This is a genomic window from Nocardioides salsibiostraticola, assembly GCF_054783655.1.
Genome location: NZ_BAAGQD010000026.1, coordinates 682,475 through 700,546, shown reverse-complemented (window position 1 = coordinate 700,546; position 18,072 = coordinate 682,475). Strand labels below are relative to the sequence as shown.

Genomic DNA, 18,072 nt, shown 5'->3' with positions numbered 1-18,072 from the left:
CTCGATCAGATCCACTCGATCAGATCCACTTGATCCGGGCCCGGCTCATCCTCTCCAGGGTGAGCCGGGTTCGGCCGTTCCCGGGGTCCCTGCCCCGTCCAGGTCTGCGACGTCCGTCAGGTTCGCGTGGGTGCGGATCCAACTGTGCATCGTGATCGCCGCGGCGGCGGAGGCGTTGATCGAGCGCGTCGATCCGAACTGCGCGATGGAGAAGGTCCCATCACACGCCTCCCGCGCCGACTCCGAGAGCCCCGGCCCCTCCTGGCCGAACAGGAAGCACACCTCACGAGGCAGGGCCATCGTCTCCAGCGGCCTACTGCCCGGGAGGTTGTCGATCCCCAGCAGCGGTACGCCGCCACCCCCGGCCGCGCTCGAACCCGTCTGGGCCAGGTGCTCGACCAGGTCCTCGGGAGTCGGGTGGTGGTGGATGTGTTGGTACCGGTCGGTGACCATGGCGCCGCGTCGGTTCCAGCGGCGATTGCCGACGATATGCACCTGCGCGGCCAGGAACGCGTTGGCCGAACGAACGATGGTGCCGATGTTGAAGTCGTGCTGCCAGTTCTCGATCGCGACATGAAAGCCGTGTCGCCGGCTGTCCAGGTCGGCCACGATGGCGGTCATCGTCCAGTAGCGGTAGCGGTCGACCACATTGCGCCGGTCCCCCTGGGCAAGCAACTCCGCGTCGTACCGCTCACTGCCGGGCCCCTCGGGCCACGGGCCGGGCCACGGACCGACCCCGACCTCGGGTGGGCCGTGCGGCATCGGATCGTACGGCGCCCGCGAGTCGGCCAGCGAGTCACGGGGGGAAGAATCGTCAGCCACGCGCGTGAGACTACTGCGCCTGATAGGCGCCGACCGGTACGGTTGCGGCGTGACGTTGTTGGCGCTGCTTCCGGATCTGCACGCCCTCGTCGTGGACCCCCTTCTGCTCGGCATCAAGTGGCTCGATCCGCAGTGGCTGCTCGACCAGTTCGGGGAGACCTTCTTCTGGGTCAGCCTGGCCATCATCTTCGTCGAGTGCGGGTTGTTCTTCCCGTTCCTCCCCGGTGACACCCTGCTGTTCGCGATGGGCCTGTTCATCTCCGGCGGCAGCATCGACATCTTCCCCGGCAGCCCGCTGCTGGAACTGGGGGTCGCCTTCCTCCTGATGACCGCCGCGGCCATCGGCGGCAACATCGCCGGCTACGAGATCGGCCGCGCCATCGGTCCCCCGCTCTACGAGCGTGAGGGGCGCATCCTCAAGCGCAAGTACTTCGACCAGACCCAGGCCTTCTTCGACCTCCACGGCAACAAGGCACTGGTGATCGGTCGGTTCATCCCGTTCGTCCGCACCTACATCACCGTGGTCGCCGGCGTGACCCGGATGGACCGTCAGCGGTTCATCCGCTGGAGCTTCATCGGGGCCGTCCTGTGGGTGGCCAGCATCCTGGCCCTGGGGTACTTCCTCGGCCAGACCTTCCCCACCCTCGGGGAGAACATCGACAAGGCGATCCTGGTCATCCTGGCCTTTTCGATCATTCCGATCGCCTACGAGTGGCTCAAGCACAAGCGGGCGGCCAAGAAGGGCATCGACCACGAGGTGCCCGGTCCCACGACCCCCTCGGACATGAAGGTCGAACCCGAGAACTGATCCCGGACCGCCTCAGATCGTGGCGGTCGCCTCGCGCGCGGCGTCCAGATCCGCCTTGGTCAGCACCGCACGCACCTCGAGGTCGACGTCGGCCAAGGGGTTGTCCTCGCCCACGCTCCGGTCGATGGCGCACAGCACCACCTCGACGATCGCGCCCGCGGCACGCAGTTCGCCGACGGCGTCGCGGACCGCTCCACCGGTGGTGATGACGTCCTCGACGATGGCGATCCGCTTGCCCGCGAAGGGCGGGCCCTCGGCGAGTTTGGCGGTGCCGTAGGCCTTGGCCTCCTTGCGCACGAAGAGGGTCGGCATCCCCAGGATGCCGCTCACCGCGGTGGCGATGGGCACCCCACCGAGCTCGAGCCCAGCCAGCATCTCGGTCCCCGGCGGCACCAGCTGGATCATCTCGCGGGCAACCCGGGCCAACAACAACGGATCGGCCTCGAAGAGGTACTTGTCGAAGTACTCGCTCGCGACCTGTCCCGAGCGGAGGGTGAACTCTCCGGTCAGGCGGCAGCTGGCGTCGATGTCGGCGGCGAGGGAGTCGTCAGTGGTGGTCACCGCAGAAGGCTAGCCGCTCACGACTACCCTGCGAACATGCTCTCCCAACGTCTCCAGGGGATCGACCCGACCATCTTCAGCCAGATGTCCTCACTGGCGGTCCAGACCCAGTCGATCAACCTCGGCCAGGGGTTCCCCGACGTGGACGGGCCACCGGAGGTCATCGAGGAGGCCGTCAAGGCGCTGCACACCGGCGCCAACCAGTACGCCCCCGGCCGGGGGGTCGCCTCCCTGCGCGCCGCCATCGCCGCTCACCAGAGGCGTCACTACGGGATCGAACTCGATCAGGACACCCAGGTCGTGGTCACCACCGGCGCCACCGAAGGCATCGCCGCGGCGCTGCTGGGGCTGGTCAACCCGGGCGACGAGGTGGTGCTGCTGGAGCCGTACTACGACTCCTACCCCGCGATGATCCAGATGGCCGGGGGGGTACGCCGCCCGGTCACCCTGCGGGCCCCGGACTTCCGCCTCGACGCGGACGCTTTCCGGGCCGCGATCACTCCCGCCACGCGGATGATCCTGCTGAACACCCCGCACAACCCGACCGGCACGGTGCTGACCCGCGAGGAACTCACGGTCGTGGCGGAGGTCGCCATCGAGCACGACCTCATCGTGGTCACCGACGAGGTCTACGAGCACCTCGTCTACGGCGTCGAGCACATCCCGTTGGCTACCCTGCCCGGGATGGCCGAGCGCACCCTGACCCTGTCCAGCGCCGGCAAGTCCTACTCGTTCACGGGCTGGAAGGTCGGCTGGGCCACCGGTCCGGCCCACCTGGTCGATGCGCTGATGGCGGCCAAGCAGTGGCTCACCTTCACCTCCGGCTCACCGCTCCAACCCGCGATCTCGCGGGCCCTCAACGACCACCCCGACTTCCCCATCGAGCTGGCCGCGGAACTGCGAGGGCGACGCGATCTGCTCGCCGAGGGCCTCCGGGCAGCCGGACTCGAGCCGACCATCAGCGACGGGACGTACTTCCTCTCCACCGACGTCGAACACCTCGGCTGGAAGGACGGCAACGCGTTCTGCCTCGGGCTGCCGGACCGTGCCGGGGTCGTCGCCATCCCCGCGCAGGGGTTCTACGACAACGCCGACGCCGGCCGCCACCTGGTTCGCTGGGCGTTCTGCAAGCAGCCCGAGATCATCGAGCAGGGCCTGGCACGACTCGCCGAGGCCCGGCTCACCTACTAGCGGGGTCCCCGCCAGGGGACAGTTAGACGGTAGGACCTGAGGAGCGCTTGAACCACTGGTTCGCTCCGCCGGTGAAGTAGAGGACCACCACCGCCACCGAGGCGACCAGGGTGATCAGCGAGACGCCGGACAAGATGGCCAGCAGGCTGAACAGCGCCGTGACCACCGAAGAGATGACCACCAGCACCCTGGCCCAGTTCTTCCCCTTCATGGCCCAGACCGCGAAGATCATCGTCGCCAGGGTCCACGCGATCAGGACCACGAACGCGACCACCAGGAACACCGCGATGCCGTCGCCGGTGAGGCCCTCCATGCCCTGCTGGTTCTGGATCTCGTTGTTGATCTCCCGCACCATGTCGTCGCGCGCCACCAGAACCGCGATCAGGCCGAAGGTGAACAGGACGAAGCCGAGGCCGGAGAAGATCAGGGTGATGACCGAGGCCGCGGTCACCGTGCCGGGGCGCTTGTTCGGGTCCGTGGTGCCGTACGCCGGGGGTCCGCCGTACTGCTGCGGGGAGGCCTGCTGGCCGTAGGGTGACTGGCCGTAACTGCCCTGTCCGGAGGGCGCCTGGCCGTACTGCTGGCCCGCGGGCTGGGGGCCGCCGTGCTGGGGCGCGGTGTACTCCGGTGGTTGCCCCTCAGAGGGCGACGGAGCGGGTGGCTGGCCGTAGGGGTTCGTGGGCGGCTGTCCGCCGTCGTTGGGGCCGTACGGGTTCTGGGGGTCGCTCATGGGTCAACTGAATCACGGAACAGGTCGGAACCACGACACCGTCTGCGGCCGGACCAGCAGGGCGACGGTCACCACGGACAGTGCCAGGGGGACCAGCAGCACCGCGCTGGCCAGCACCCCCACCAGGCAGAGCGCCGCGGAGCCGGCCGCGGACGCCATCAGGGCGATCCGGGCCCACCGAGCGCGCTGGAAGGCGAAGACAGCGAAGGTGATGGACACCAGACACCAGACCAGCAGGATGCTCGACGACACGATGCTGGCCGAGGCGACCTCCCCATCGCTGAGACCTGCGGCGGCGAAGTTCGGGTCCTGGGCCCGCAACTCGTCGAACAGCGCCTCGGGGACGGTGGCCATCACGAGGATGACCGCACCGAGGAGGAGCACCGCCAGGCCACAGACCCCCCAGGTGATCGAGCAGGCCCACACCAATGGGGCCGGTCGCGCAGCGGGTGGAGAAGCCTGGGACAGGTTCCCCGATGGCGTACCGGTCTGGGTGAGGGTCGCCGATGAGCTCGACCCGGCCGACCCACCACTCAACCCGCGACTCGACCCGCCACCGGGGGAACGGCCGAAGCCGACCATCGGCCGCGGCCCACCCTGAGCGGCGGCCTCGACCTGGGGTGCCGTGGGCCGCGCGATGCCGTCGAACCAGTCGCGGGCGGGCTGGAGATAGAGCCACACGACGGCGGCCGCCACGAGCGAGGCCATGAACCCTCCGGCGGCCAGACCGCCGATGAACAGCGGGACAGCCAGGATCGCCAGGATCAGCCGGGCACTCTTCGATCGCTGCATGGCCTGATAGCCCAGGATCGCGGTCGCAGCCGCAGTGGCCCCTGCCAGCATCGTCAGCACCTTGATGAGGTCCAGCGCTCGGTCGACGCTCAGCCCCAGGCCCTGGCCCGGCGGCTCCGCGAGGAACTCCTCCACCCCACTGCGCGCCTCCAAGGTGTGCAGTCCGGCGATCCGATCGAACGCCGTGAGCACGACCACCACTGACCCGGCGATGATCAACCAGGAGGCCCAGGTCACCTCGCGCGGGCGTGGCAGCGTCTTGGAGGACCCATCGGTTGGGCGTTTCGGTGGTTCGGGCTTGTCTGACATCCCCCTCATTCCACCAGAGCGGACCCAACGCTGATCCGCAGACCCGGCAAGTCGTCGCCTGCCTGCTCGACCAGCACCCGTCCTCCGTCGACCACCTCGCCGCCGATGAGCATCCGCGCGAGCGGGTCACCGATCGCGGTCTGGATGAGTCGGCGCAGCGGCCGAGCGCCGTACGCCGGGTCGTAGCCGGTCTGGGCCAACCATTCTCGGGCGCCCTCGCTGACCTCGATGGTGATCCGACGGACCGCCAACCGCTGTTCCAGCAGGTCGAGTTGGAGGTCGACGATGCGAGCCAGGGCGTCACGCCCGAGGGTCTCGAACTGGACGATCTCGTCGAGCCGGTTGAGGAACTCGGGCTTGAAGTTCGCTCGCACCGCGGCCATCACGGCCTCGCGCTTTTTCTCCGCATCCAGGCTCTGGTCCACCAGGAAGGAGGACCCGAGGTTGCTGGTCAGGATCAGCAGGGTGTTGCGGAAGTCGACGGTGCGTCCCTGCCCGTCGGTGAGCCGACCGTCATCGAGGACCTGGAGGAGCACGTCGAACACCTCGGGGTGGGCCTTCTCGACCTCGTCGAGCAGCACCACGGAGTAGGGGCGGCGACGGACCGCCTCGGTGAGCTGCCCGCCCTCGTCGTACCCGACGTAGCCGGGAGGCGCCCCGACCAACCGGGCCACGGAGTGCTTCTCGGCGTACTCGCTCATGTCGATGCGGACGATCGCCCGCTCGTCGTCGAAGAGGAAGTCGGCCAGGGACTTGGCCAGTTCGGTCTTTCCGGTGCCGGTGGGGCCCAGGAACAGGAAGGACCCGGTGGGTCGGTTGGGGTCGGCGATGCCGGCGCGCGAGCGGCGTACGGCGTCGCTGACCGCCTCGACCGCGTCGTGCTGGCCGATCAGGCGCTGCCCGATGACCTCTTCCATCTTCAACAGCTTGGCCGTCTCGCCCTCGAGCATCCGGCCGACAGGGATCCCGGTCCAGGCCTCGACCACCTCGGCGATCTGGGTGGCGCCGACCTCCTCGCCGACGAGCTTCTCGGCCGGCGAGGACTGCTCGGCCGCGGCGGCCTGCTCGATCTGCTTCTCCAAGGCCGGGATCTGGCCGTAGAGGATCTCGCTGGCCTTCTCGAAGTCACCCTCACGCTGGAGTCGTTCGCTCTCGACCCGCAGGTGATCAAGCTGGCGGCGCAACTCGCCCTCCCCCTCGAGCAGGGCCTTCTCCTGCTCCCAGCGTGCGTCGAGGCCACGCAGTTCCTCCTCGCGGTCGGCCAGGTCGGCCCGCAGCACGGCGAGCCGCTCCACCGAGGCGTCGTCGCTCTCCTTGGCGAGCGCGAACTCCTCCATCTTCAGGCGGTCCACGATCCGGCGCAGCTGGTCGATCTCCTCCGGGGAGGACTCGATCTCCATCCGCAGCCGTGAGGCGGACTCGTCGATCAGGTCGATGGCCTTGTCGGGGAGTTGGCGACCGGTGATGTAGCGGTCGGACAGGGTGGCCGCGGCGACCAGGGCGGCGTCGGTGATCCGGACCCCGTGGTGGGCTTCGTACTTCTCCTGGATGCCGCGCAGGATCTGGATGGTGTCCTCCACGGTCGGCTCACCGACGAAGACCTGCTGGAAGCGTCGCTCGAGGGCAGGGTCCTTCTCGATGCGTTCGCGGTACTCGTCCAGGGTCGTGGCGCCGATCATGTGCAGTTCCCCGCGGGCCAGCATCGGCTTGAGCATGTTGCCGGCGTCCATCGCGGAGTCACCGCCGGCTCCGGCCCCGACGACGGTGTGCAACTCGTCGATGAAGGTGATCACCTGACCACCGGCGTCCTTGATCTCCTCGAGGACGGCCTTGAGGCGCTCCTCGAACTCCCCGCGGTACTTCGCCCCGGCGACCATGGCGGCCAGGTCCAAGGAGAGCACCCGGCGACCCTTCAACGAATCGGGCACGTCGCCCGCCACCACGCGCTGGGCCAGGCCCTCCACGACGGCGGTCTTGCCCACCCCGGGCTCTCCGATCAGGACGGGGTTGTTCTTGGTGCGGCGACTGAGCACCTGCACCACGCGACGGATCTCGGAGTCGCGCCCGATGACCGGGTCGAGTCGTCCGTCCTCGGCGGCCCGGGTCAGGTCGATGCTGTACTTCTCGAGCGCTTCGAAGGTCGACTCGGCCTCCGGGCTGGTGACCCGGCGGTTGCCGCGGACGGCCGTGAGGCTCTCGCGCAGGCCCGATTCGGTCAGGCCCGCGGTCTTCAGCACCCGGGCGGCGGAGGAGTCGGTGCCGGCCAGGGCGATGAGGAGGTGCTCGGTGGCGACGTACTCGTCCTTCATCGAGGTGGCCAGATCGAGGGCGGCGGCGAGAACTCGGGTCAGGGCAGCGGAACCGGAGGGTTGCTGCACGGTCGCCCCACTGGCCGTGGGCAGCACCCGCAGGGCCTGTTCGGCCTGGGCGGTCAGGTCGTCGGCGCCCACGCCGGTCTTGGCGACCAACGCCCGCGCGGTCCCCTCCGCCTGCTGCAGCAGCGCGACCAGCAGATGGATGGGCTCGGTGTGGCTGTTCCCTGCCGTGGTGGCGGCGAGTTGAGCAGCCTCGATGGCCTCGCGACTCCGGGTGGTGAACTTCTCCGCGCCGAACTGGCTCATGGGTTCTTCCTCTCTACCGATCTGTATCTGGTGCGGGCGACGCCCATCCCACGACTGACTTGATACTTCCAACCTTGGGAAAGTTGAGTCTATTCCACTCAAGTCTCGACATCACCGTCGGACCTCATCATTCTCGGCCGGTGATGCCCGTTCGCTGTTGCTCGCGGCGATTTGGAACTACTGTCTGACATGACAGACAGGGCCCCCGCCCTGACTGTTCAGCAGCCCGGTTTCTTCCCCCCCACGAAGGAGCGTCATGACCTGGCAGATCGGAATCGTCGCCAACGGCGGCATCGGCATCACCTTCCTCCTCATCGCCCTCGCCATCATCACCCCCCTGGTGCGGAGCCACCAGGTGCGCTCCCACCCCCTCGGCGCGACCACGGCGGCGATCTTCCTCACCGGTGCGTTCCACCACGGCATCCTGGCGACCTACCTCCTCCTCCCGCAGGTCGGCTTCGCCAGCACGAGCGGGATGGACCTGCGACTGGGCTGGGGGTGGCCGTTGGTCCTGTGGGACGTCCTCGGCCTGTTGGTCGGCGTGCACTACTACAAACTGCGCCACCACCTCTCGCCCGACCTGGATCAGGCCCGACTGATGGAGGACATCCGCGCCCGCGATCAGCAGGCCATGGAGAGTCACGACACGATGCTGCAGAGCCTCGTGGTGGCCAAGATGGCCTTGGACCTCGACGACCCGCAGCAAGCGAAAACCGTGTTGGAGGCCTCGATCAACTCCGCCAGTGGGATGATGACCGAACTCTTGGGTACTGGGCCGACAGCAGGCACGCTGCGACGCCATTCACCAGCAGATGTGATGCTGTCCAAGCGCAGAACCCGCCTCCCACGATGAAAGGCATCCTCCGTGACGACCCAGCCGTCGGGCACCGCCTCGAAACGAGTCGTGATCATCGATGACACCGAGGATCTGCGGGAGCTGCTGAAACTCGCGCTGGGCCGCGGCGGCTTCGATGTGGTGGCCGAGGCCGGCGACGGCAAAGCCGGGATCGAGGTCGTGCGCGACGCGCGACCCGACGTCATCCTGATCGACCTCGCCATGCCCGTCATGGACGGCATCGAGGCACTTCCCACCCTGAGAAGGCTCTGCCCGGCGGCGAAGATCGTGGTGCTCTCGGGGTTCGGCGCCCAACAGATGTCGGCCCGGGCGTTGGCTGCGGGAGCCGATGGCTACGTGCAGAAGGGCGCCCCGCTCAACACCATCCTGCAATACGTCCGCGACATCACCTCCGGCCAAGGTCACCGGCCGGGCAGTAGGAAGCTCTCGGTCGTCCCCACCTCCAGCGCCCCGGCCGCCGAGACCCTGCAGGAGCGCCCGGCGGAGTTCACGCCCCCGGCCGTCGGCCCTCTGGCGCACAGCCACCCGGACCCGCAGCCGACCCCTACCGCGACGTCCCCGATGACCGCTGCCCGCGGACACGACCACGTCTCCGCCTGGGAGGCCCTGGGTCTCGCGCCGTACGGCGTGATCGAGGTCGCCGACGAGCCCCTCTTCCGACTGGTCCACATCAACGGGGTGGCGGCACGCCTACTCGGCACCGAGACCGCGGGGGCCCCGTTGTCCACGGTCGCCCCCGAACTGTCGACCATGGTGGCCTTCCACCGACTCGACCCCGATGCTTCCTTCGAGGTCGACCTCCCGCACGCCCGCGCTCGAGCGACGCTGCGGCGTACCGGATGGTCGGTGTTGATCTACCTCGATGCCGCCGCCGAGGACGTCGGGATGCTGCGGCGCGCCATCGCCACCACGGCTCACGAGATTCGTGGACCGGTCGCCGTCCTGTGCGGGATCGCCGAGACGATCGGCTGGAGCGCCCAGACCATCACCTCCGAGCAGCGCGACCGGCTGATGGCCTCGGTCGGTCGTCAGGCCCGCATGCTCGACAGCATCACCGCCGACCTCCTGACCGCCGCCCAGATCCAACGCGGCACCCTGCGCATCGACCTGCAGGTCGTCGACCCCGCCACCATCGTGGAGAGCGCGATCAGCGACCGGTACGACGTGTCGGTCGAGGTCGAGGACTCCCGGCAGGTCCGGGCCGACCCACTGCGCCTCGAGCAGATCCTGACGAACCTGCTCAGCAACGCCCACAAGTACGGCGCGGCGCCGTACTCCATCACCGTCCGCGGCGAGGGTGACTCGGTCTGCATCGAGGTGCGGGACGAGGGCGCCGGGGTGCCTCTCGAGTTCGCCGACAACCTGTTCAAGGAGTTCTCCCGGGCACCCGACGCCGTCGCGACCGGCACCGGACTCGGCCTCTACGTGGTCAAGACCCTTGCGGAGGCCCAGAGCGGGTCGGTGAGCTACCACCCGGGCGAAGAGGCTGGCTCGGTCTTCGTCGTCAAGATGCTCGCCTGCTGATCCCCGACTGCTGTCCCCCCCCCGGGACGTCTGATCAGGCGGACGGATCGCTGTCGGCGGCCGGTGGCGTGGCGTGCTCAGGCAGGTCCGAGACCGCGACATCCTCCTCGAGCAGACACAGTTTGACGAAGTCCTCGCCGAACGGGGTGAGGTGGATGCTGCGCCGGATCACCTTGGCGAACTTGACCGAGTGCATGGCGGCCAGCACGTCGGGCTGGGCCTCGACGACCTGGTACACCATCGGATCCGACAGGGCCTCCCTGCTGAACCAGACGAGTCCCAGCCGATGCAGGTTGTTGAGGTACGACGGCACCTGGTCGAGGTAGCGCGCCCCCGACCGCGCACCGATCATGGTCAGACCCGGGGCGATCAGTTGGCTGCTGACCATTCCGATCGGACCACCGGTGCGGACATCGACGCTGGGTTGCGGACCGCTGCGGATCAGCAGGAGCATGATGCGGGCCTCGTCGGGCGCCATCTCGCTGAGGATCCGCTCGTAGGCGGGGTGGCCCTGTTCGGTGCTCCACACGTCGCGGGACCGGGAGAGCAGTTGTTGTCCCTGCTCCCGCAAGGTGGGCGGTAGTGGCTTAGAGGACGAGGAGCCGACCCGGAACCCGTTCACGCCCTCGGGGGTCTCCCCGAGCCCGCCCAGGGACTCACCGGCCACCAGAAGCGCCTTCGCGGCCGGCACCCCCTCCGACATCGACCGGGCCAGGTCACCGACGACGACCGCGGCCTTGCCGAGGTCGCGGGCCAGGTCCTGGGCCTCATCGGGGTTGACCACCGCGCGACCCACGCGCAGCCAGGCTTTGGCCGATGTCCTCGCACTCCAGCCGGTCGTGTGCCAAGCGGCGGAGGCGGCGACACGGGCCAGCCCGGGGATCGAGTCGACGGCGGGACGGACGGGTTCCACTCGTCGGCCGACCGCACTCTGGCGCGACTCCTGGGGATCGTTCACCGGCTCAACCACCCTGCACCCCGAAGATCCACAGGTGCAGGAATCCTCCGGCTGCGCCCATGATGGCGCCGTGGGCGTAGAGCATCCACTCGTCCTCCTTGATCGCTGATCGCATCATGTCCACGAAGTCTCTCGGCGGTAGTTCCTTGGTGCGGGTGGCGACCAGGACCCGGATCTTCTCGGCCTGTTTGGCGGAGAAGTCCTTGTCCTTGAAGGGGGTCAGGGTCCGGCCCACCGCTTCCTTGGCCACCGAGTCGCGGATGTTGTCGAACTTCTCCGCTCCCAGCGCGACCCGGACCGCGCCGCGCAGGGGTCCGGCGGCCTTGTCGATGGCCGGTCGCAGGGCCGTGGCCAGCATCTGTCGGGTCCTGTCCCCCCGGGGGCCGTCGAGCAGGAAGTCCCCGATGCGTTCGAGGGTGATGACGTCCTCGGCGATGATCCGGGCGTACACCTCGGCGGCCTCGTTCTGTCGACGCAGGAACAGTCCGTGCACGGGGATGAAGCCGAGCAGCATCTTGCGCTCGGGGGGCTCGAAGATCAGCCACATCCCCAGCGAGTTGGTGATCCACCCGACGGCCACGCCCATGACCGGCAGCACCCATCCCTGGTGGATGATGCTGTCCGCGACGGCGACCGGGATACCGAGCAGGAAACCGAAGATGAACCCGAACCAGACCATCAGGTTCAGCTCTCGTTGACCGAAGTCGCGGAAGATCCGCACGACCAGGGCGGGGTTCTTCTGGAAGTGGTCGATGACCATGATTTTCGGGTCGAGCAGTTGGTCGATGTGAATGCCGATCTCGTCGGTGACCCGGCCGACCACGGACGGCAGTTGGGACTGCACCCGGTCATAGACGGTCTGCTTGACCGGCCCCGGGAGGTCCCTCCACAGCCGCGGGTGCTCGCGGCTCATCACGTCGTTGACCAATTCGGGGATCTCGGGGCGGAAGACGGTGACGATGTGTTCGGCGATCTGATCGGGTTCGAGCTGTTGGTAGAACTCCCCCGGGGTGCCGAGCTTGGCGATGGCCTTGTCGACCGCGATCGACCCCATCTTCGCGGCCCGGGCCGGCACGATCCCCTGCCAGCCGATCCCGCCCTGGATGAGCCCGGGGATCTCCTGCAACTTGCGGGGCAGGATCGAGGCGAGCTCCTTCATCCCCGGCACCTTGACGCCGTGGAACCGCACCGGGCTGAACAACATGAACAGTCCCGACCAGTTGATCAGGAACCCGATGACCCCGGTGAAGATCGGGATCGTCAGGAACAGAAGCCAGTCGATGTCGTTGAACCACTCGGTGACCCACTCGACCATGCCGTCACTCCCTCACCCGCCACCCGTCTGCTTTGACAGGCTGCGTCGAGGATAGTGCCTACCGGCGGTAACAGTGAGGGTTAACCACATCACGCCCGACCACTCGACCTCGCTGGTCGAGGGGTGGCGAGCTCCAGCGAGGAGCCTCGAAACCACCGGGCCCCGGTGCGGACCCGGCCATGTCAGGAACCAGGTTTCGAGGCTCGGGCCTGGCGGCCCTCACACCTCAACCAGCGTCCCGTCAGGGTGCCTCAGCGGCCGCGTCGCCACACCACGATGGATTGACCCATCGGGGGCGGGCGCAGCGCGGGCACCCGGCTGACCGGCGCCTCGGCGCGGCGGTCGGAGACCGCCGCCCGCAGGGCCTCGCGGGTGGCCGCGAGCTCTGCCTGGAGTTCCTCGTTGCGGGCCGAGAGCGCGGTGGCGCGGTTCTCCAACTCGAGGATTCGGCGTACTCCCTCGATGCCGATGCCCGAGGAGGTCAGCTCGGCGATCTCCCGCAACCGGTCGATGTCGGTCGAGGAGTAGCGGCGACCGCCGCCGCCCGTGCGACCGGGCATGATCAGCCCGAGTCGCTCGTAGGTCCGCAGGGTCTGCGGGTGGAGACCGGTCAGTTGCGCCGCCACGCTGATCACGTAGACGGCGGCGTCCGGGCCAGGCCCCTCCATGTCCCTCATGACTCGAACCCCCTCATGAGTCGAACAGGTTCGCCCGTAGGGGTTTGCCCACGGTCGCCTCTCGGTAGGCGTGGACCGCCTCCTTGGCGGCCTCGTTGAGGGTGGCCGGAACCTGCACGACCACGGTCGCCAGCAGGTCACCGCTCGACCCGTCGGCCTTGGTGACGCCGCGGCCGCGCACCCGGAAGGTGCGACCGTTGGGCGTCCCGGCCGGCAGGCGCAGGGTGACCGGGGCCCCACCGAGGGTGGGGACCTTGATCTCGGCGCCGAGGGCGGCCTCGTCGAAGGAGATGGGTACGTCGAGGGTCAGGTTGTCCCCGGACCGTTCGAACACGCGGTGCGGGCTGACCCGGACCACCACGAACAGGTCCCCAGGAGGGCCGCCGCTCTCCCCTGCCGAGCCCTTGCCTCGGACCCGGATGCGCTGGCCGTCCTTGACCCCGGCCGGCAGCCGGGCCTGGATCGTGCGCGCGGAGAGCCCGCGACCGTTGCCGCCGCAGGTGGGGCAGTGCTGGTCGTAGACCAGTTGTCGGCCCCCGCAGACCGGGCAGGTCTCGTTGAGGGAGAAGGCACCGCCCACCGAGGAGACCACCGAGCCGGCGCCCTCACAGTGGGAGCAGATACGCGGCTTGGTGCCCGCCTTCCCGCCGGTGCCGTTGCAGTCGGGGCAGGGTGCGTCGGAGGTGAGCCGCAGCGACACCGTCACCCCGTCGACGGCGTCGACGAAGCTGATGGTGGCCGAGGTCTCGACGTCGGCACCCTTGGCCGGGCGCGGTTGCTGCGGGCGGCGTTGGCCGCCGCCGCCGAAGATGTCGCCGAACATGTCGCCGAACCCACCACCGCCGGCCCGGTCCCGCAGCAGGTCGTCGACCGAGAATCCGCCGCCCGCGCCCGTGGGGCGGCCGAAGCCGCCGCCACTGGCGTAGAGCGAACGCATCTCGTCGTACTTGCTGCGCTTGTCGGGATCGCCCACCACGTCATACGCCTCCGCGACCGCCTTGAACCGGTCATGCCGCGCATCGTCGCCGGGGTGGGTGTCGGGGTGGTTCTCGCGCGCGAGCTTGCGGTAGGCCTTCTTGATGTCAGCGCTCGCCGCATCCTTCTTGAGACCGAGGACCTTGTAGAAGTCCTTCTGCGCCCAGTCGGCCCGGAAGCCGTCCTTGTCACTCATGCTTTTGTCACCCCTCTCCCTGTGTTTGGTTGATCAGTCTTCGACCGGATCGGCGACGAGCACCTGAGCGGCGCGTACGACGCGCGCTCCGATCTTGTAGCCAGCCTTCGCGACCACCTTGCACGTGGTCACGGTGACCTCGGGGTCCTGTCCCAGATGGGACAGCGCCTCGTGGAAGGCCGGGTCGAAGGCGTCGCCCGGAGCGCCGAACTTCACCAGGCCGGACCCGGCCACCACACGCTCCAACTGCTCGGCGATGGACTTGAAGCCCGGGTCCAACTCGCCGTGCTCGCGGGCGCGGTCGATGTTGTCGAGGACCTCGACGATCGGGACGAGCGCGGCGTACGTCGCGTTCTCCTTGATCAGGTCGCGGTCCCGGTCGACGCGGCGCTTGTAGTTGACGAACTCGGCCTGCAATCGCTGCAGGTCGGTGGTCCGTTCGGCAAGCGCCATCTGGGCCACGGTGAGTTCATCGGACTCCGCGGTCTGCTCATCGAGCAAGTCCGACGGCTCGAGCGGCGCCCCCTCCTCGACCATGTCGGCGACTCCGCTGATGTCTCCATCAGCCTCGGTCGCAGGCTGAGTTGCCGGCTGGGCCTCGCCGTGCTCTGGTTGCGAATCCATGGTGACCTCCACCTCGGTCTCGTTGGGCATCTCTGCGGCGGCGTCCCCGAAGGAGCCGCCGTGGGAGGCCTCCGGAGAGACCCCGTCCCCGGGGGGAGGCTGACCGGCAGCCTCCCCCTGGGGCAGATCGGGGGACTGCGTCACTTGGACTCGTCCTCGCCCGTCTGGTCGGCGGTCTCGTCGGCCTTGGCGGACTCCGCAGACTCTGCGGACTCGGTGGGCTCGTCGTCCACGATCTCGGCGTCGACGACGTCGTCGTCGGCTTCACCGGTGGCTCCGGTGGCCCCACCCGCGGCGGAGGCGTCGGCCTCGGCTGCGGCGTACATCGCAGCGCCCATCTTCTGGCTGGACTCGTTGACCTTCGCCAGGGCGGCGTTGATGGAATCCGCGTCGGCCTCTTCGTCCTCGAGGACGGCCTTGAGGGCGTCGACGTCGGCGGTGACCTCGGTCTTGACCTCGTCGGGCAGCTTGTCTGCGTTGTCCTCGAGGAACTTCTCCGTCGAGTAGACGAGCTGCTCACCCTGGTTGCGGGCCTCCACGCTCTCGCGACGCTTGGCGTCCTCGTCGGCGTACTGCTCGGCCTCCTTGACCATCCGGTCGATGTCGTCCTTCGACAGGGCGGACCCACCGGAGATGGTCATGGACTGCTCCTTGCCGGAGCCCTGGTCCTTGGCGGACACGTGCACGATGCCGTTGGCGTCGATGTCGAAGGTGACCTCGATCTTGGGCACCGAGCGAGGCGCCGGCGGCAGACCGGTCAGCTCGAAGTTACCGAGCGGCTGGTTCTGCGCCCACATCTGACGCTCACCCTGGGCGACCTTGATCTCGACCGAGGGCTGGTTGTCATCGGCGGTGGTGAAGATCTCCGAACGCTTGGTCGGGATCGTGGTGTTGCGCTCGATGAGGTTGGTCATCACGCCACCCTTGGTCTCGATACCGAGGGAGAGCGGGGTGACGTCGAGGAGCAGCACGTCCTTGACCTCGCCCTTGAGGACACCGGCCTGGAGGGCCGCGCCCACAGCGACGACCTCGTCGGGGTTGACGCCCTTGTTGGGCTCCTTGCCGCCGAGCAGAGACTTCACGACCTCGGTCACGGCGGGCATCCGGGTGGAGCCACCGACCATCACGACGTGGTCGATGTTGGCGATCGCCACGCCACCGTCCTTGAGGACCGCTTGGAACGGGGTCTTGGTGCGGTCGATCAGGTCCTGGGTCAGCTTCTGGAACTCCGAGCGGCTCAACTTCTCTTCGAAGTGCAGCGGGCCGGACTCGCCGTGGGTGATGTAAGGCAGGTGGATCGTGGTCTCGCTGGAGGACGAAAGCTCGATCTTGGCCTTCTCGGCCGCTTCCTGGAGGCGCTGCTTGGCGATCTTGTCGGCCGCGAGGTCGACGCCATTGTTGGCCTTGAAGCGCTTGACCATCCACTCCACGACGCGGTCATCCCAGTCGTCACCACCGAGGTGGTTGTCACCGGAGGTCGCCTTGACCTCGACCACACCCTCACCGATCTCGAGCAGGGACACGTCGAACGTGCCGCCACCGAGGTCGAAGACGAGGATGGTCTGGTCGTCGCCCTTGTCCAGGCCGTAGGCCAAAGCAGCCGCGGTGGGCTCGTTGACGATGCGGGAGACGTTCAGGCCCGCGATCTCGCCGGCTTCCTTGGTCGCCTGGCGCTGGGCGTCGGAGAAGTACGCCGGGACGGTGATCACGGCGTCGGTGACGGGCTCACCGAGGTAGGCCTCGGCGTCGCGCTTGAGCTTCTGCAGCACGAAGGCGCTGATCTGCTGGGAGTTGAAGTCCTTGTCGTCGAAGGTCTGCTTCCAGTCCGTGCCCATGTGACGCTTGACCGAGCGAATCGTCCGGTCGACGTTGGTGACGGCCTGGCGCTTGGCGACCTCACCGACGAGAACCTCGCCGGACTTGGCGAAGGCCACGACCGACGGGGTGGTGCGGGCGCCCTCCGCGTTGGCGATGACGGTGGGTTCGCCACCCTCGAGGACCGCGACGACGCTGTTGGTGGTGCCGAGGTCGATGCCGACTGCTCGTGCCATGTGTGTGTTACCTCCGCGTGTAAGACGTATGGGGATGTGCTGCCACCGATTGTGGCAAAGAAGTTGAGTCGATTCAACTCAAGTCTCTGACAGGCTCAACTAGGGGGTCTCCGCGTTTGTTCCCGGCAGTTCTCCGACCCCGCGAAAGCGTTGCAACAGCGCGCCCGTGGCGGGCACCGCCTCGGCGCCCGGTCGCATCAGAACCCCGATCACCCGCTCCCCCAGATCGGGCCGTTCGAGCACCCGCACCCCCGGGTGGCGGTAGGCGGCCAGGGCCGACGCCGGCAGGACCGTGACCCCCAGCCCGCGGGCCACCAGATTCTGGACGACCACATAGTCGTCGGTCGTGTGCCGAAGCACCGGGGTGAATCCGGCCTCCTCGCAGCATTGGACGAGATGGCCGCGGCAGCGCACACAGCCCCCGATCCAGTCGGCCCCCGACAGGGAGGCCAGAGGAGCCCGCTCGGTCATCGTCGAATCCGGCGGGACCACCAGGTGCACCGGTTCAGCGATCAGGGGAACCCACCGGAGAGGGCCGAGGCCCTCGGGTGGGCCGTCATACCCGAAGGCCAGGGCGAGATCCGCATCGCCCGCGCTCACCGCGGCGATCGCCTCGGGCGGTTCGGCGACCTCGAGCCCGACCTCGATGGCCGGGTGATCCGCGGCCAAGGTCTCCAACGCGACCGGGACGATCGTCGCCGCCGCCGAGGGAAAGGCCACCAGTCGCGCCCGTCCGGCCCGTAGTTGCCCCAACGCCACGAGTTCCTCGGTGGCTGCGTGCAGTTCGGCGGCCAGTACGTCGGCCCGCTTGGCCAACATCTGGCCCGCCTCGGTCAACCGGACGCCAGAAGGGCCGCGCAGGAGCAGCGGGGAACCGGCTTCGCGCTCCAGATGCGCGAGGTGCTGACTCACCGCCGGCTGGGTCCAACCGAGTTCGCGGGCGGCGGCACTGATCGAGCCGGCCCGGACCACGGCCCGGAAGATGAGAATGCGTCGGCTGTCCATCATGGCTCCAACTATTGCTTATGGCTCCTCCTAGAAGAAGGGGGATTCCTAGGGTCC

16 protein-coding genes are annotated in these 18,072 nt (G+C 68.4%); 4 read left to right on the top strand and 12 right to left on the bottom strand.

Annotated features, from left to right (window positions below; all coding sequences use genetic code 11):
- Nucleotides 1-45: 45 nt before the first annotated feature.
- Nucleotides 46-762 (bottom strand): TrmH family RNA methyltransferase, encoded by a 717-nt coding sequence (locus ACYVLV_RS17695; protein WP_460812250.1) that lies wholly within the window; start codon nucleotides 760-762, stop codon nucleotides 46-48.
- Nucleotides 763-871: 109 nt separating this feature from the next.
- Here ACYVLV_RS17695 and ACYVLV_RS17690 point away from each other — a divergent pair, with 109 nt between their 5' ends.
- Nucleotides 872-1,630: a DedA family protein gene (locus ACYVLV_RS17690; RefSeq protein WP_460812133.1), complete on the top strand. Its 759-nt coding sequence runs from the start codon at nucleotides 872-874 to the stop codon at nucleotides 1,628-1,630.
- A gap of 12 nt (nucleotides 1,631-1,642) precedes the next feature.
- On the opposite strand, the gene pyrE is transcribed toward ACYVLV_RS17690, so the two are convergent.
- Nucleotides 1,643-2,191: an orotate phosphoribosyltransferase gene (pyrE, locus tag ACYVLV_RS17685; protein WP_460812130.1), complete on the bottom strand. Its 549-nt coding sequence runs from the start codon at nucleotides 2,189-2,191 to the stop codon at nucleotides 1,643-1,645.
- Between the two features lie 36 nt (nucleotides 2,192-2,227).
- Between pyrE and ACYVLV_RS17680 the strand changes: the two genes are divergently transcribed.
- On the top strand, nucleotides 2,228-3,382 hold the full coding sequence (locus ACYVLV_RS17680; protein WP_460812128.1) for a pyridoxal phosphate-dependent aminotransferase: 1,155 nt from the start codon (nucleotides 2,228-2,230) through the stop codon (nucleotides 3,380-3,382).
- A gap of 22 nt (nucleotides 3,383-3,404) precedes the next feature.
- On the opposite strand, the gene ACYVLV_RS17675 is transcribed toward ACYVLV_RS17680, so the two are convergent.
- Genes ACYVLV_RS17675 through clpB form a run of 3 tightly spaced genes read right to left on the bottom strand, consistent with a single transcriptional unit; the run spans nucleotide 3,405 to nucleotide 7,834 of the window.
- Nucleotides 3,405-4,112, bottom strand: a complete 708-nt coding sequence (locus ACYVLV_RS17675; protein WP_460812125.1) for a hypothetical protein — start codon at nucleotides 4,110-4,112, stop codon at nucleotides 3,405-3,407.
- A gap of 12 nt (nucleotides 4,113-4,124) precedes the next feature.
- Entirely contained in the window at nucleotides 4,125-5,213 is a 1,089-nt protein-coding gene (locus ACYVLV_RS17670) for a hypothetical protein (RefSeq protein WP_460812123.1), read from the bottom strand.
- 5 nt (nucleotides 5,214-5,218) lie between these two features.
- Complete coding sequence (gene clpB, locus ACYVLV_RS17665) at nucleotides 5,219-7,834, bottom strand: ATP-dependent chaperone ClpB (RefSeq protein ID WP_460812121.1); 2,616 nt, start codon at nucleotides 7,832-7,834, stop codon at nucleotides 5,219-5,221.
- Nucleotides 7,835-8,090: 256 nt separating this feature from the next.
- Here clpB and ACYVLV_RS17660 point away from each other — a divergent pair, with 256 nt between their 5' ends.
- Both ACYVLV_RS17660 and ACYVLV_RS17655 read left to right on the top strand, forming a co-directional pair.
- Nucleotides 8,091-8,687, top strand: coding sequence for a sensor histidine kinase (locus ACYVLV_RS17660; protein WP_460812119.1), 597 nt, complete (start codon nucleotides 8,091-8,093; stop codon nucleotides 8,685-8,687).
- Between the two features lie 12 nt (nucleotides 8,688-8,699).
- Entirely contained in the window at nucleotides 8,700-10,214 is a 1,515-nt protein-coding gene (locus ACYVLV_RS17655) for an ATP-binding response regulator (protein WP_460812117.1), read from the top strand.
- 34 nt (nucleotides 10,215-10,248) lie between these two features.
- Here ACYVLV_RS17655 and ACYVLV_RS17650 read toward each other — a convergent pair whose 3' ends face one another.
- From ACYVLV_RS17650 to ACYVLV_RS17620, 7 genes are all read right to left on the bottom strand, one after another.
- A complete protein-coding gene (locus ACYVLV_RS17650; RefSeq protein WP_460812114.1) occupies nucleotides 10,249-11,172 on the bottom strand; it encodes an Abi-alpha family protein in 924 nt (307 codons plus the stop codon).
- A 4-nt stretch (nucleotides 11,173-11,176) separates the two neighbouring features.
- Nucleotides 11,177-12,487 carry a hypothetical protein gene (locus ACYVLV_RS17645; protein ID WP_460812111.1) on the bottom strand — a complete coding sequence of 437 codons (1,311 nt, stop codon included), beginning with the start codon at nucleotides 12,485-12,487 and terminating at the stop codon, nucleotides 11,177-11,179.
- Between the two features lie 251 nt (nucleotides 12,488-12,738).
- Complete coding sequence (locus ACYVLV_RS17640; RefSeq protein WP_460812109.1) at nucleotides 12,739-13,164, bottom strand: heat shock protein transcriptional repressor HspR; 426 nt, start codon at nucleotides 13,162-13,164, stop codon at nucleotides 12,739-12,741.
- Between the two features lie 13 nt (nucleotides 13,165-13,177).
- Nucleotides 13,178-14,335: a molecular chaperone DnaJ gene (dnaJ, locus tag ACYVLV_RS17635; RefSeq protein ID WP_460812107.1), complete on the bottom strand. Its 1,158-nt coding sequence runs from the start codon at nucleotides 14,333-14,335 to the stop codon at nucleotides 13,178-13,180.
- Nucleotides 14,336-14,368: 33 nt separating this feature from the next.
- Nucleotides 14,369-15,103: a nucleotide exchange factor GrpE gene (gene grpE, locus ACYVLV_RS17630; RefSeq protein WP_460812105.1), complete on the bottom strand. Its 735-nt coding sequence runs from the start codon at nucleotides 15,101-15,103 to the stop codon at nucleotides 14,369-14,371.
- Nucleotides 15,100-17,010, bottom strand: a complete 1,911-nt coding sequence (dnaK, locus tag ACYVLV_RS17625) for a molecular chaperone DnaK (protein WP_460812103.1) — start codon at nucleotides 17,008-17,010, stop codon at nucleotides 15,100-15,102. The genes grpE and dnaK overlap by 4 nt, the downstream gene beginning before the upstream one ends.
- A gap of 99 nt (nucleotides 17,011-17,109) precedes the next feature.
- Nucleotides 17,110-18,018 (bottom strand): LysR family transcriptional regulator, encoded by a 909-nt coding sequence (locus ACYVLV_RS17620; RefSeq protein ID WP_460812100.1) that lies wholly within the window; start codon nucleotides 18,016-18,018, stop codon nucleotides 17,110-17,112.
- Nucleotides 18,019-18,072 lie beyond the last annotated feature (54 nt).